13 protein-coding genes are annotated in these 14,770 nt (G+C 64.7%); 6 read left to right on the forward strand and 7 right to left on the reverse strand.

Annotated features, from left to right (window positions below):
- Positions 1-676, reverse strand: a 676-nt coding sequence (locus ACE3SN_RS12530) for an MFS transporter (protein ID WP_374530518.1), incomplete at its 3' end; no start/stop codon positions are given.
- Between the two features lie 208 nt (positions 677-884).
- On the opposite strand from ACE3SN_RS12530, the gene ACE3SN_RS12535 reads away from it, so the two are divergent.
- From ACE3SN_RS12535 to ACE3SN_RS12550, 4 genes are all read left to right on the forward strand, one after another.
- Positions 885-1,340, forward strand: coding sequence for a MaoC family dehydratase (locus tag ACE3SN_RS12535; RefSeq protein ID WP_374530519.1), 456 nt, complete (start codon positions 885-887; stop codon positions 1,338-1,340).
- Positions 1,341-1,408: 68 nt separating this feature from the next.
- Positions 1,409-2,503, forward strand: a complete 1,095-nt coding sequence (locus tag ACE3SN_RS12540; RefSeq protein ID WP_374530520.1) for an acyl-CoA dehydrogenase family protein — start codon at positions 1,409-1,411, stop codon at positions 2,501-2,503.
- Positions 2,500-3,705: an acyl-CoA dehydrogenase family protein gene (locus tag ACE3SN_RS12545; RefSeq protein ID WP_374530521.1), complete on the forward strand. Its 1,206-nt coding sequence runs from the start codon at positions 2,500-2,502 to the stop codon at positions 3,703-3,705. The genes ACE3SN_RS12540 and ACE3SN_RS12545 overlap by 4 nt, the downstream gene beginning before the upstream one ends.
- A 119-nt stretch (positions 3,706-3,824) precedes the next feature.
- Positions 3,825-4,982 (forward strand): acyl-CoA dehydrogenase family protein, encoded by a 1,158-nt coding sequence (locus ACE3SN_RS12550; RefSeq protein ID WP_374530522.1) that lies wholly within the window; start codon positions 3,825-3,827, stop codon positions 4,980-4,982.
- A gap of 132 nt (positions 4,983-5,114) precedes the next feature.
- Here the strand turns inward: ACE3SN_RS12550 and ACE3SN_RS12555 are convergent, their stop codons facing one another.
- The 6 genes from ACE3SN_RS12555 to ACE3SN_RS12580 form a co-directional block, all read right to left on the reverse strand.
- Entirely contained in the window at positions 5,115-6,566 is a 1,452-nt protein-coding gene (locus ACE3SN_RS12555) for an NAD(P)(+) transhydrogenase (Re/Si-specific) subunit beta (RefSeq protein WP_374530523.1), read from the reverse strand.
- Positions 6,567-6,581: 15 nt separating this feature from the next.
- Positions 6,582-8,156 (reverse strand): Re/Si-specific NAD(P)(+) transhydrogenase subunit alpha, encoded by a 1,575-nt coding sequence (locus tag ACE3SN_RS12560; protein ID WP_374530524.1) that lies wholly within the window; start codon positions 8,154-8,156, stop codon positions 6,582-6,584.
- A gap of 142 nt (positions 8,157-8,298) precedes the next feature.
- On the reverse strand, positions 8,299-8,844 hold the full coding sequence (locus ACE3SN_RS12565; protein WP_374530525.1) for a flavin reductase family protein: 546 nt from the start codon (positions 8,842-8,844) through the stop codon (positions 8,299-8,301).
- Positions 8,845-8,914: 70 nt separating this feature from the next.
- Positions 8,915-10,159, reverse strand: coding sequence for a CaiB/BaiF CoA transferase family protein (locus ACE3SN_RS12570; protein WP_374530526.1), 1,245 nt, complete (start codon positions 10,157-10,159; stop codon positions 8,915-8,917).
- Between the two features lie 93 nt (positions 10,160-10,252).
- Complete coding sequence (locus ACE3SN_RS12575) at positions 10,253-11,857, reverse strand: fatty acid--CoA ligase (protein ID WP_374530527.1); 1,605 nt, start codon at positions 11,855-11,857, stop codon at positions 10,253-10,255.
- A 32-nt stretch (positions 11,858-11,889) separates the two neighbouring features.
- Complete coding sequence (locus tag ACE3SN_RS12580) at positions 11,890-12,822, reverse strand: oxygenase MpaB family protein (protein WP_374530528.1); 933 nt, start codon at positions 12,820-12,822, stop codon at positions 11,890-11,892.
- 90 nt (positions 12,823-12,912) lie between these two features.
- On the opposite strand from ACE3SN_RS12580, the gene ACE3SN_RS12585 reads away from it, so the two are divergent.
- Both ACE3SN_RS12585 and ACE3SN_RS12590 read left to right on the forward strand, forming a co-directional pair.
- The gene (locus tag ACE3SN_RS12585; protein WP_374530529.1) at positions 12,913-13,584 is read left to right on the forward strand and encodes a TetR family transcriptional regulator; all 672 of its coding nucleotides are present in this window, start codon (positions 12,913-12,915) and stop codon (positions 13,582-13,584) included.
- Positions 13,585-13,679: 95 nt separating this feature from the next.
- Positions 13,680-14,770: acyl-CoA dehydrogenase family protein (locus tag ACE3SN_RS12590; protein ID WP_374530530.1), on the forward strand; the 1,091-nt coding region annotated here is incomplete at its 3' end.

A 14,770-nucleotide genomic window follows, 5' to 3' on the forward strand; every position in this document is an offset into this window, starting at 1 on the left:
GCGCGGAACGGAACAACCAGAAGAGCGCGGCAATGCCCAGCATGGCGATCGCCAGCCACATATAGGCCTGGCCGATCACCGCGCCTTCCGCGACGCGATAGGCCTGGAGCTGATCGGGCGAGGCGGTGGCCGCGTCGATCGTCTCGGATTTGCCGAGCAACAATTGAGCACCGCCATAGACCATCAGCGTCACGCCGACCGAGTTGAACGCCTGGGCAAAGGTCAGCCGGCTATGCGAGGTTTCGACCGGGCCAAGCGTGGTCACGACCGGATTCATCGCCACCTGCAGCACGGTAATCCCCGCGCCGATGAAGAACAGGCAGGCCAGGAAGCCCGGATAGGACGCCGCCGCCGAAGCCGGCACGAACAGCGCCGCCGCCGCTGCGACCATGATGAAGCCCAGCACGAAAGTGCGGATATAGCCCAGCCGGGCCATCACGATCCCGGCCGGAATCGAACAGGCGGCGTAAGCGATGAAGAAGGCCATCTGCACCAGGTTGGCCTCGGCATGGCTCAATTGGAACATCGGCTTGAACTTGCCGACCAGCAGGTCGTTGATGTTGGTCACCCCGCCAAGGATGAAGAATACCGCGAAGACCAGCAGCAGCACCGTGCGCGTGCTGCCGTCCGATTTTCCGCTGGCGGTTGCCGTCGCACCCGTGATTGGCGCTGCCATTCCTGTTTCCCCTTCCCATGGTTTGCCCGTCCCCCGGGCACCCGTTTTGCTGTCGGCAAGTCATGGCGCGCCGCGCCGGCTTGTCCAGTGACATACGTATGCCAATCCGCAGGCAATTGGAAGCGCTTCCATCAGTTTCCGCTTGCAGCTCACTGGTCGGCGCGGACCACCCCTGTTAGGGGTAGGCAGGCAAGCGAGGGAGATGAGAATGGCCGGGGTGTGGTTTGACGAACTGGAAGTGGGGCAGCGCTTCGATCACGCGATCCGGCGGACGGTGACCGAAACCGACAACGTGCTGTTCACGACCATGACCCACAACCCCGCCCAATTGCACCTCGACGCCGAATACATGAAGGGCAGCGACTATGGGCAGGTGCTGGTCAATTCGTGTTTCACGCTGGGGCTGATGGTGGGGATCAGCGTTGGTGACACCACCCTGGGCACGGCGGTCGCCAATCTCGGTTGGGACGAAGTGCGGTTTCCCAAGCCCGTGTTCGTCGGCGATACGCTTAACATCGTGACCGAAGTGCTGGAACTGCGCGCGTCGAAATCGCGCCCCGATGCCGGGATCGTCACCTTCCTGCACCAGGCCTACAACCAGCGCGGAGAGCTGGTCGCCAGCTGCAAGCGTTCGGGCCTGCAACGCAAGAAGCCGTCAACCTGATTGCAAAGGACGATTGCCAATCTTAATCGTTCGGTTAAACCGGTCGCGATCAAGGGAGAGAATCGTTCATGTCGATCCTATATGACGAAGGCCAGCAGGCCATTGCTACTGAATCGCGCCGCGTCCTCGACGCGCGCACCTCCAAGGACCGTCTGCTCAAGCTGCTTGAGCAGGTCGGCGAATTCGATCAACCGTTCTGGGATACCGCGGTCGAGCAAGGCTGGACCGCGCTCGCGATCCCGGAAGAGCACGGCGGCCTGGGCCTGAACCTGACCGAGCTGGGCCTGGTGGCGCTTGCGACCGGCGCGGCGACGGCTGGCGCGCCGTTCCTGACCTTCGGTTACGGCGCGGCCCGCGCGCTGATCGATGGCGGTGACGCTGCCGCTGCTGCGGAATGGCTGCCCAAGCTGGCTGCCGGTGAAGCGCTTGGCACCGTGGCCTTTGCCGAAGGCAACAGCCCGCTTCCTGCCAATCCGTCGGTCACCTTTGCCGATGGCAAGCTCAATGGCACCAAGCCGGCGGTCCCCGGTGCGCTCAAGGCCGATATCGCGGCCGTCTGGGCCAGCCAGGGCGGCAAGCCCGTGCTGGTGCTGGCGCAGCTTGCGGGTGCCAGCCTCAAGGCCGTGAACAGCTATGACAACTCGCGCCTCTATGCCGATGTGACTTTTGCCGGCACCCCGGCGACGGTCCTTGCCGAAGGCGATGCGGCCCATGCGCTGGCGCTGGATATCCTCGCCCGGATGGCGGTGGTCACCGCGCACGAACAGGTCGGCGGCAGCGAAGCCCTGCTTCACACCGCGCGCGACTATGCCGTGACCCGCAAGGCGTTCGGCCAGCAGATCGGCGCGTTCCAGTCGATCAAGCACCGCATCGCGGAAATGTACGGGCTGGTCGAAATCGCCCGTGCCAACTGCATCCACGCCGCCGCCAGCGAAGGGCAGGACAATTTCCTGCTTGCCGCCGCCGACGCGCGGATCGCCGCGACCGATGGCTATGACACCTGCTCGCGCGATTGCGTGCAGATCCATGGCGGGATCGGGGTAACCTGGGAAATGGGTCTCCACCTTCACATGCGCCGTGCGCGCAGCCTCGCCGTTGAAACCGGCAACCTCTATTTCTGGGAAGACCTGCTGGTCGGCCAGCTTGCGGGAGAAGCAGCATGAGCGATCTTGAAGCCTATCGCCTGAAGGCGCGCGCTTTCCTTGAATCGATGGCGCCCAAGTATGCCCGCGAGGCCCGCATCGGCAACACGGTCGAGCAGGATCTGGCGCTCGGCCGTGAATACATGGCTGCGCGGTTCGATGCCGGGTTCGCCGGGATCAACTGGCCGACTGAGATGTGGGGCCAGGGCCTGTCGCACCTCCACAAGATCACCTTCGATGCCGAGGAAATGCAGTTCGGCATGCCGAACGTGTTCTTCGGCATCTCGCTCGGCATGCCCGTGCCGATCCTGATGCATTACTGCGAAGACCGCGAATTCGTGAAGGAACGCGTCCGCAAGGCGCTGCGCGGTGAGGAAATCTGGTGCCAGCTGTTCTCCGAACCGGCTGGCGGTTCGGACCTTGCCGGCCTGCGCACCCGGGTTGAGCCCGATGGCAACGGCTGGAAGATGAACGGCCAGAAGATCTGGACCTCGTGGGCGCAGTATTGCGACTACGGCGTGATCGTCACCCGTTCGGATCCGACGGTCGAAAAGCACAAGGGCCTGACCTATTTCTGGCTCGACATGAAGGCCAAGGGCGTCGACGTGCGCCCGATCAAGCTTGCGGGCGGCGACAGCCACGTCAACGAAGTGTTCTTCGACGATGTGCGCCTTGAAGATTCGCAGCGCCTCGGCGCGGTGGGCGGCGGTTTCGGCGTGGCGCTGCACACGCTGATGATCGAACGCTACATCGCCACCGACAGCGGCGGCTTCGGTCCGCACCTTGACGAATTCGTCAAGCTGGCCCGCGATGTCGAAGTGAACGGCACCCCTGCGCTCAAGGATGCCCGCGTGCGCAGCGCCATCGCGCGCAACCACGCGATGCGTGCCGGGCTCGATTCGATCACCAAGCGCGCCTTCCTGATGATGCAGGCCGGGATGCAGCCGGGGCCGGAAGGTTCGCTGCAAAAGCTGGTCGCGGTGCGCAGCCGTCAGAAGCTGTCGGAACTGGCGATGGACCTCAAGGGCAACGAAGGCTTAGCGTTTGACGAACACGCCTTCGTGAAGACCGACTGGGGCACCAGCTGGCTCAACGCGCCGACTGGCCGCATCGCGGGTGGATCGGACGAAGTGCTGCTCAACACCATCGCCGAAAAGATCCTCGGCCTGCCGCAGGATCACCGGCCGGACAAGGGCGTGCCCTTCAACCAGATCCCGGCCTGATCGGTCAGGGATCTGGCCCTGCCGGATGGCGGGGCAGGTGAATCAATGCAATCCGGGGTTGCCTTGGCCGCCCCGGATTGCTTTTGCGCTTGGGCAATAATTGACGGGTAGTGAGTTTTATGACCGAAGCTGAGGAAATCACCGAAATCCGCCGCGCCGTGCAGGCGCTCTGTGCGGAATTTCCGGGCGAATACTGGCGCGACAAGGACCGCGACCGGGCCTATCCGGGCGAATTCGTCGATGCGCTGACCCGTTCGGGCTTCCTTGCCGCGCTGATCCCCGAAACCTACGGCGGCTCGGGCCTCAAGCTCGATGCGGCGGCGGTGATCATGGAAGAAATTCAGGCCGCCGGTTGCAATGGCGCCAGCGCCCACGCGCAGATGTATATCATGAACACCCTGCTGCGTTACGGCAGCGAGGAGCAGAAGGCGAAGTACCTGCCCGGCATCGCCAGCGGCGAACTGCGCCTGCAAGCCTTCGGCGTGTCGGAGCCGACCAGCGGCACCGATACCCTGTCCCTGCGCACCGTCGCGGTGAAGGACGGCGATCATTACGTGGTCAACGGCCAGAAGATCTGGACCAGCCGCGCCGAATATTCCGACCTCATGCTGCTGCTTGCCCGCACCACCCCGCGTGAGGAGGTGAAGAGCAAGACCGAAGGGCTTTCGATCTTCCTGGTCGATATGCGCGAGGTTGTGGGGAACGGCATGACGATCAAGCCGATCCGCACGATGATGAACCATTCGACAACCGAAGTGTTCTTCGACGACATGCGCATCCCCGCCTCCGCCCTGATCGGCGAGGAAGGGAAGGGCTTCCGCTATATCCTGTCGGGCATGAACGCCGAACGCATCCTGATCGCGGCGGAATGCGTTGGCGATGCCAAGTGGTTCATCCAGAAGGCCACCGACTATGCCAAGGAACGCGGCGTGTTTGGCCGACCCATCGGCCAGAACCAGGGCGTGCAGTTCCCGATCGCGCGCTGCTATGCGCAAATGCGCGCGGCAGAGCTGATGGTTCATCATGCGGCTGCGGTTTACGACGCGGGCGGCAATCCCGGCGAGGAGGCCAACATGGCCAAGATGCTCGCCTCGGAAGCCAGCTGGGCCGCCGCCGACATGTGCGTGCAGACCCACGGCGGCTTCGGCTTTGCCGAGGAATACGACGTGGAGCGCAAGTTCCGCGAAGCGCGGCTCTATACCGTCGCGCCAATCAGCACCAACCTGATCCTGAGCTATCTGGCCGAACACGTGCTGGGCCTGCCGCGTTCCTATTGAGCGCGGCGAGGGCCCACCCCGCTGCGACTAACCGGGCCTGATGGCCCGGCAAGTCTTGCTCCCCTCCCGCTTGCGCGAGGGGTTGCCATCACACTCTCCCCTCTCGCAAGCGGGAGGGGTTGGGGGTGGGTTCTACCCGATCTTGGGCAGCAGGCTGTCCACCGCGACCTTGGCGTCGCCATAGAACATCCGGGTGTTGTCCTTGTAGAACAGCGGGTTTTCGATGCCGGAGTAGCCGGTGCCTTGCCCGCGCTTCGATACGAACACCTGCTTGGCCTTCCACACTTCCAGCACCGGCATCCCGGCGATGGGCGAGTTCGGATCGTCCTGCGCGGCCGGGTTCACGATGTCGTTCGAACCGATCACGATCACCACGTCGGTCGAAGGGAAGTCCTCGTTGATCTCGTCCATTTCGAGGACGATGTCGTAAGGCACCTTCGCTTCGGCCAGCAGCACGTTCATGTGGCCCGGCAGGCGGCCCGCCACCGGGTGGATCGCAAAACGCACTTCCTTGCCGGCCGCGCGCAGCTTGCGGGTCAGTTCCGAAACCGACTGCTGCGCCTGGGCGACGGCCATGCCGTAGCCGGGGACGATGATCACGCTGTCGGCATCGCTGAGGGCTGCCGCCACGCCATCGGCGTCGATGGCGATCTGCTCGCCCTCGATTTCCGCCGCAGGCCCGGTCACGGTGCCAAAGCCGCCGAGGATCACCGAGACGAACGAGCGGTTCATGGCCTTGCACATGATGTACGACAGGATCGCGCCCGACGAGCCGACCAGCGCGCCGGTAACGATCAAAAGGTCGTTGCCAAGCGTGAAGCCGATCGCCGCCGCAGCCCAGCCCGAGTACGAGTTGAGCATCGAGACGACCACCGGCATATCCGCGCCGCCGATCCCCATGACGAGGTGGAAGCCGATGAACAGCGCAAGGCCGGTCATCGCGTAGAGCGCGATCAGTTCGCGCCCTTCAAGGCCGATCTCGCCCACGAACATCACCAGCAGCACCAGCGAGCCAATCGCGGCCGCAGCGTTGAGCAGGTGCCCGCCCGGCAGCTTCTTGGCCTTGCCATCGAGCTTGCCCGCAAGCTTGCCGAAGGCGACGATCGAGCCGGTGAAAGTCACCGCGCCGATGAAGATGCCGAGGAATTCCTCGACCTTCAGGATCGCGATTTCGACGTCGGTCTTGTGCGCGAGGACGCCAGCAAAGCCGGTCAGCGCATCGCGCCCGGCCTGGTCGAGCGACTTGACCGTTTCGAGCTCAAAGTGCGCATTGAACCCGATCAGCACGGCGGCAAGGCCGACGAAGCTGTGCAGGGCGGCGACAAGTTGGGGCATTTCAGTCATCTGGACGCGCATTGCGACGACCCAGCCGATCACGGCGGCGATGGCGAACATCCCCGCCACCAGCGGCAGGTTACCCGCGCCGGGGCCGAACACCGTGGCGCCGACTGCCAGCGCCATCCCGGCAATGCCGTACCACACGGCGCGCTTGGCGCTTTCCTGGTTCGACAGGCCGCCAAGCGAAAGAATGAACAGGATCGCGGCAGAGATGTAGGCCGCGGAAACCACTCCGATATCAAGCATGGTCCGTGCCTCCCCTTACGACCGCTGGAACATGGCGAGCATGCGCCGTGTGACGAGGAAGCCCCCGACGATGTTGATCGAGGCGATCAGCACAGAGATCGCGGCGAGGATCACGACCAGCCCACTGCTCGACCCGATCTGCAGCAAGGCCCCCAGCACGACGATGCCGGAAATCGCGTTGGTCACCGCCATCAGCGGCGTGTGCAGCGCGTGGCTGACGTTCCAGATCACCTGGAAGCCGACGAAGCAGGCCAGCGCAAAGACGATGAAGTGCGCCATGAAGCTGGCGGGCGCCACCGCGCCGACCAGCAGCAACAGCGCCGTGCCCACTGCCAGCAGCGTGACCTGCGATTTGGTCTGCGCCTTGAAAGCGGCCACTTCGGCGGCGCGCTTTTCCTCTGGCGTCAGTTCCTTGGGCTTGTCCTTGGGCTTTTGCGCGGCGATCGCCTGGATCTTGGGCGGCGGCGGCGGGAAGGTGATGGCACCTTCGAAAGCCACGGTCGCGCCGCGGATCACGTCGTCTTCCATGTTGTGGACCAGCACCCCGTCCTTGCCGGGCGTGAGGTCCGACAGCATGTGGCGGATGTTGGTCGAATAGAGCGAGCTGGCCTGCGAGGCCATGCGGCTCGGGAAGTCGGTGTAGCCGACGATCGTCACGCCATTGTCGCTGACGATCTTTTCGTCGGCCTTGGTCAGTTCGCAGTTGCCGCCGCGTTCGGCGGCGAGGTCCACGATCACCGAGCCGGGCTTCATCATGGCGACCATGTCCGCCGTCCAGAGCACCGGGGCATCGCGGCCCGGGATCAGCGCGGTGGAAATGACGATGTCGACCGAGGGGGCCAGTTCGCGGAACTTCTTGAGCTGGGCTTCGCGGAATTCCGGGCTGGAAGGCGCGGCATAACCGCCCGTCGCAGCGCCGTCCTGCTGTTCCCCGGCAAAGTCGAGATAAACGAACTCGGCGCCCATCGATTCGATCTGCTCGGCCACTTCCGGCCGCACGTCGAAGGCGAGGGTAATTGCACCGAGCGAGGTCGCCGCGCCGATCGCGGCAAGGCCCGCCACGCCCGCGCCGATCACCAGCACCTTGGCCGGGGGCACCTTGCCCGCCGCGGTCACCTGGCCCGTAAAGAACCGACCGAAGTTTGCGCCCGCTTCGATCACCGCGCGGTAACCGGCGATGTTGGCCATCGAGGACAGCGCGTCCATCTTCTGCGCACGGCTGATGCGCGGCACCATATCCATCGCGATCACGTTGGCGCCGGTCGCCTTGGCGGCTTCCAGTTCGGCTGCGCGCTGGCCGGGATAGAAGAACGAGATGAGCGTCTTGCCCGCTTTCAGCAGCGCCACTTCACCCGGTTCGGGCGGGCGCACCTTGGCGATGACATCGGCCGCGTCCCACAGTGCGGCAGCGCTTGGCACGACCTCCACCCCGGCGGCGCGATAGGCATCGTCGGAAAAGCCGGCGAGGCTGCCCGCTCCGCTTTCGACGAGGCATGAATGACCGAGCTTCTGCAGTTGTATCGCACTATCGGGCGTCAGCGCGACGCGCGCTTCCCCGCCCATGATTTCCTTCGGTGCACCGACCTTCACGTCTTGCCCCCCTCTGTTCACCCAAAACCCGCAAAAGTGCGGTTTGCCGGGCCATTTCTGCCGGCTGCCGGGGGGTGTAGCTTGCCCCGTGCGGCAGGCAAAGCGCAAGTTCCGCAATCTTGCGGTATTTATTGGAGGAGCGCTATTCTTTGGGCGCTTCAATCGGCGACAGGCGGCCGAGCGCGCCATTCGCCCAGCCCAGAATGTCCTCGCTCCCGGTCGACATCAGGTCGTAAACCTCTCCGATCAGCAGATCGTGCGTGCCATAGGGCAGTCGCTCGCGAATTTCACAGAACATGTTGGCGGGGCAGCCTTCGATATACCAGACCTGTCCGTGGCGAACCCAGTCCGGCTGGGTGAAGCGCAGATCGCGAGCCTCGGGCCGGGCGAAGGGCGCCATGTGCGCCTGCCGGGCGGAATCGAGCAGGTTGATGCAGAACCGGCCCGAGCGGACGATCGCATCGTGGCTGGCGCCCGCGCGGTTGATCGCGATCGCCATCGAGCAGGGTTCAAGGCTGACCGGCATAATCGCCGACATGGCCAGACCGACAGGATCGCCGCTTTCCGGAGCGAAGCTGGAGACAATCCCGACCGGCGCGGGCAGATGGCGCAGCACCTGCTTGAGCCGCGCGTCGAGCGCCTGGTCTGGAGGGATTGCCGGGGTGCCGGTCGCAGTGGGATCAGTCAAGGTGGGGTCATCCTGTAAATGTCAATTTACTTGTCATTATTGACTGAGGTCCGAGAAGGCAATCTGCCTCCTAAAGGCGCTCTGCAATGACGCCCGAGGCGAGCAATTGTTCGATATCGGCTGCCGCAAGGCCCAGGACCTCCTCGAGTACGGCGCGCGTATCCTGTCCGGAACGCGGCGGGGCCTGGCGATAATTGGGCGGCGTTTTCGAGAACTGACCCGGAAAGCCAAGGAAGCGAACCGGCGTGCCGTCATCGCGCGCGATTTCGCGCACCAGGCCGCGCGCCGCGATCTGGGGCATGGCGAGCGCCTGCGGGATGGTGTTGACCTTGCCGGCAGGGAGCTTGGCCCCGTCCATCGCCGCGATCAGTTCGTCCGAGTTCCAGCGGGCGATCACGGGGCGGATGATGGCGAGCAGCGCATCGCGGTCGATGCTGCGGCTCGACGTGCTGGCAAAGCGTGGATCGTCGGCCAGTTCGCCAAGACCCAACACGCCGCAAAACGAGCGGAACTGACGGTCATTGCCTAGCGCGACCAGAATGTCGCCATCTGCGCAGGCGAAATCCTGATAGGGGACCATGACCGGCTGCTGGTTGCCCATCCGGCGCGGGATCACCCCACCGTTGAGATAGCTGGAGGCCTGGTTGGCGAGCAGCGCCACCTGCGTATCGAGCAGGGCCATGTCGATGTGCTGGCCCTCGCCGGTGGCGTTGCGGTGATTAAGCGCGGCGAGGATCGAAATGACCGCATAGAGCCCGGTCGAAAGATCGGCGGTGGGGGTGCCAACCTTGATCGGTCCGGCGCCGGGCGCGCCGTCGGGCTGGCCGGTGATGCTCATCAGCCCGCTCATCCCCTGGATCAGGAAGTCGTAGCCGCCCTTGTCCTTGTCTGGCCCGGTCTGGCCGAAACCGGTGACCGAGCAATAGATCAGGTCGGGCTTGATCTTGCTGAGCGAGGGGTAATCGAGACCGTACTTGGCGAGGCCACCGACGCGGAAATTCTCCACCACGATGTCGGCCTGCGCGGCAAGGCGGCGGATCAGGTCCGCGCCCCTGGGGTCGGCCAGATTGACCGCGACCGAGCGCTTGTTGCGGTTGGCGCAGAGGTAATAGGCCGAATCGCGCGAGCCATCTTCAAGGAAGGGCGGGCCCCAGCGGCGGGTATCGTCGCCTTGTCCGGGCTGCTCGATCTTGATCACTTCCGCGCCGAGATCGCCCAGCATCTGCGCGCACCACGGACCAGCCAGCACGCGGCTGAGGTCGAGCACCTTGATCCCGGCAAGTGGGCCGGTGGGGGCGGGGGTGGGTTCGGACATGGACGGAGGCACCTTGGGCAAGCAGGAGAAAGTCTCTTCCTGCTATGCCGGGTGCCGCCGCCCTGCCAAGGCTTTTTCGCCGATGCTGCCCGATCAGTTAACCTGCCGGTCCTTGCCTTCCCAATAGGGCGCGCGCAGTTCGCGGCGCAGGATCTTGCCCGAGGCGTTGCGCGGCAGGGCATCGATCACATCGACGCTGCGCGGGGCCTTGAACGCGGCGATGCGTTCGCGGGCCCAGTCGATCACGCTTTGGGGATCGATGGTGTGGCCGGGCTTTGGCACGCATACGGCCTTGACCGTTTCGCCCCACTTTTCGTCCGGCACGCCGATCACGGCGACTTCGGCCACGTCGGGATGGCCGAAGATCGCGCTTTCGACCTGCGCGGGATAGACGTTCTCGCCGCCCGAAATGATCATGTCCTTGATCCGGTCATGCATATAGACATAGCCGTCTTCATCGACGTAGCCCGCGTCACCGGTGGCGATCCAGCCGTCGTCGCTCAGCGTCTTGGCGGTGGCTTCGGGCAGCTTCCAGTAGCCCAGCATGTTGTTGGCCGAGCGGGTCTGGATCTCGCCGATTTCACCGACCGGCACTTCCGCGCCGTTTTCATCCACGATCCGCACTTCCACTCCGGGCAGTGGCTTGCCGGCCGAGCGCATCCGCTGGTTGCCTTCGACCGAGTGGTCCTCGGGCGGGAGGATGCAGACGGTCCCGGTGGTCTCGGTCATGCCGTAGGCCTGGACGAATTCGGCATCGAACATCGCGATGCACTGGCGCAGCAGTTCGAGCGGGATCGGCGATGCGCCGTAGAGGATGTATTTCAGGCGGCTGTATTCGATGCTGGCGCAGTCCGGATGGTTGAGCAACATCTGCAGCGCGGCGGGGACGATGAAGAAGCGGGTGACGCCCTTCTGCTCGACCGCGTCGAACACCGCGCGCGGCTCGAACTCGGCCAGCACGATCCCCGGCAGGCCCGCGCCCAGCGCCATCACCCCAAGCCCGGTGCCGCCGATGTGCGCACAGGGCATGGCGATCAGGATCGCCTCGTCGTCGGTCATCGTCTGATAGGGAATGTCCATGCCCAGCGCCGCCTTGCGCAGCTTGAACAGGTTGTTGTTCGAAAGCACCGCCCCCTTGGGGTTGCCTGTGGTGCCCGAGGTGTAGAGCTGCAGCACGGCCTCGTCCGGCCCGGCAGGATCGAACGGTGCGGGCTGGCTCGCCTCGGCCCAGCTGCGCGCCTCGTCTGCGGTAAAGCAGCGCTTCACGCCGGGCACGGCGGCAAAGGTTTCGGCCATGCCATCGAACCCGTCGCCCAGGAATACGGCCTTGGCCTCGGCGTTTTCGGCGATCCACGCGGCTTCAGCCGGGGCCAGGCGCCAGCCGATCGGCACCATGACCACGCCCGCACGCCCCGCGGCGAGGAACAACGCGAAGTAGAGCACGCTGTTCTTGCCGAACCAGGCCACGCGGTCGCCCTTGGTGATCCCCATTGCCGCAAGACCGCCGACGATCTGCTGGGTCAGGGCATCGAACTGGGCGTGAGTCAGGCAGGCATCGGGGCCGTCGAAGGCAATGCGATCGGGGCGGTCTTCGGCCCAGAAGCGGATGTACTGATCGATCGTGAACAGGTGCGCGGTGCGCTCGGCCGTGGTGGGGGTGGCCGTGGTGGGGGCGGTGGTCGTCGAAACTTCGGGCATTTGCCTGATTGCATCCTCTTCTCTTGCGCGGCTTAGTTACGCGCTTTCAGCAGTTCGGCCTGCCGCTGGGGGCTAAGCCATGAAAAGTTGCCCGGCAGGCCAAGCCGTTCGGCGGCCTGCCATGCGGGTGAAGTGCGATCCTGATGCCGGTCGGCGAGGCGGCCCGCCACCTTGAGCGCGATCCGGTCGAACAGGGTGAGGTTCCATTCGGCGCCGAGTTCAAGCCGTTCGCGCACCACCGGCGGCAGGATTGCCACCGCCGCGCGGGCCAGCGCCCGGTGCAGGAAGCGCGGGATCGTCGGTGCCGCCTTGCCCGAGGCGATGATGTCGAGGAATTCAAGGTTGATCGGGTGCGGTTCGAACTCGGGCAGGAGTTCTTCCATCATCGCGTAGAACTCGGCTTCCGAAGCTGCGGAACGCGTCACGCCGTAAAGCTCGCCCACGGCCTTGCCCTCGGCAAAGAAGCGTTGCTGGTCGGCGGGGGAAAGCGGGCGCACGAAGTTGTGGTAAGCCTTCATGAAGCCGAACGCGGCGGTCGCGTGGACCCAGTTCAGCAGCACCGGTTCCAGCGCGCGGTAGCTTTTGCCGCCGGGCGTTTCGCCCGAAACCTTGGCGTGCATCCGGGTTACCCCGGCGATCACCTTGCGCGCCATCGAGGCCGGGCCATAGACCCCGACCATCGCCGCAACGCCGGTGCGGCGCGAGCGGCCGATCGGGTCAACCGGGTAGATCGAGTGGTCCCATACCCCGCTGCGGATCCGCGCGTCGGCAAATTCGAGCAGCACCGCCGCAACGCCGCCTACACCCATTGCGATGGGGTTGCGGAATACCCGCCACTGCACCGAATCCGGCGCCAGCAGCGCCGCTTCGCCCGCCGGATTGCGGTAGTCGATCACCCATTCCTTGGCCGCACTCTTGGCCGTGTTCGGGGCGCCATCATCGGGCTCGGGATCATGCAGGGCCATGGCTCTCTCAATTCTTCCTATCACGTGATATACGCAGGCTTATCAATTGATAGGTTCCCCCGCAACCGACATTGCTGCTATGCGGTCGAAATGGTTTCGGCTTACGTTCCCGCTCTGGCCGCAAAGGGCAACGAAACGACTGCCCAGCGAATTCTGCTGGCAGGGATGCGCTGTTTCGCGCGCGAGGGATTCGCAGGGGCGACGACCCGGATGATCGCGGCCGAGGCCGAGGTGACCTTGCCGGTCATCGCCTATTACTTCGGCAACAAGGACGGCTTGCACCGCGCCTGCGCCAAGGAAATCGTCGAGCAGCATCGGCGGCTGCTGCTGCCGCTGGTGGCTGAAGCGCGGCATGTGGCCGATGCAGGTTCGCTTGACCGGACGGAAGCGCGCATCTGGCTCGAACGGATCATCGATGCACTGGTTAAGGCGATCACCGCCGATGCCGAGCAGCGCCTGTCGACCGATTTCGTCCTGCGTGAAATGAGCGAGCAGGGTCCGGGCTATGCCCTGCTGTTCGAGGAACTTTGGCGCCCGGGAATCGGCCTCGTCGCCGATCTGCTGGCAATCGCGCGCGGCCGTGCCCGCAGCGGCGAGGAGGATCGGACCGCCGCGCTCATGCTGATCGCGGCGCTGTCTGCCTTTACCCGCGAAGAACCGATCTCGCTGGCCTTCCTTGGCTGGGAGGCGCTCAACGATGAACGCCGTGCGCTGGTCTCGCAGGCGGCGCGGGGCTTGCTGGCCGGTCTGCTGGACAATTGATGGCAATGCCGCTTGCACCCCCTCCTGCCCCCTCTTGCACCTTGTCACGAGTCTAGTTATCAGGACTGATAATATATCGACGCCGAGGGAATGCAATGGACCTGAACTGGAGCCCTGAAGACTTGGCTTTCGCAGCCGAAGCGCGCGCCTTTTTCGAGCGCGAGCTGACCCCGGAACTGCGCGCTGCGGGGCAGCTGATGACCAGCGTCTACGGCGATCACGATCTGGGCATGGAATGGCAGGCCAAGCTTCATGCGCAGGGGTGGGCCGCACCCAACTGGCAGGTCGAACACGGCGGGCAGGACTGGACCGATACCCAGCACTACCTGTTCGAGCGCGAGCGGATTCTGGCTGGTGCGCCGCCGGTTTCGCCGATGGGCATCCACATGGTTGCCTATGTCATCCAGGCCTTCGGCACGCCTGAGCAAAAGGCGTGGTTCCTGCCGCGCATTCTGACCGGCGAGGTGTTCTTCTGCCAGGGTTACAGCGAGCCACAGTCGGGTTCCGACCTAGCCTCGCTGCAAATGTCGGCGGTGAGCGACGGTGACGACTTCGTGCTCAACGGTTCGAAGATCTGGACGACGCACGCCCAGGAAGCGAACTGCATCTTCTGCCTGGTGCGCACCACCAAGGGGCTGCGCCAGCAGCAGGGGATCACCTTCCTGCTGGTCGACATGACCACGCCGGGGGTCCAGGTTCGCCCCTTGGTGATGACCTCGGGCGAAACGGTGCAGAACCAGGTCTTCTTCACCGACGTGCGCGTGCCCAAGGCCAACGTGATCGGCGCCATCGACGATGGCTGGACGGTCGCCAAGTACCTGCTGGAATTCGAGCGCGGCGGGCGCGGCTATGCCGCCGGGCTCAAGGTGCGCGCGGAAAAGCTGGCCGAACAGGCCCGCGCCACGCCGAGCGGCGATGGCACCCTGATGGAGGATACGTCCTTCGCCAATCGCCTGGCGCGCGCGATGATGAAGATCGACGTGCTCGAAGTGCTCGAATTCAAGTTGTTGACCAGCGCCAATGCCGATGGCTCGGTCGGCGCGCTGTCTTCGATGATGAAGATCCTTGGCACCGAACTGGCCCAGGAAATGACCGAACTGGCCTATCGTGCGGCAGGGACGGTCGGCACGATCTATCAGCCCCATGCCACCCGGCCCGGCGCGGAAGTGCACAATTACACGCCGCC

The organism is Novosphingobium sp., assembly GCF_041915465.1.
Classification (GTDB): Bacteria; Pseudomonadota; Alphaproteobacteria; order Sphingomonadales; family Sphingomonadaceae; genus Novosphingobium.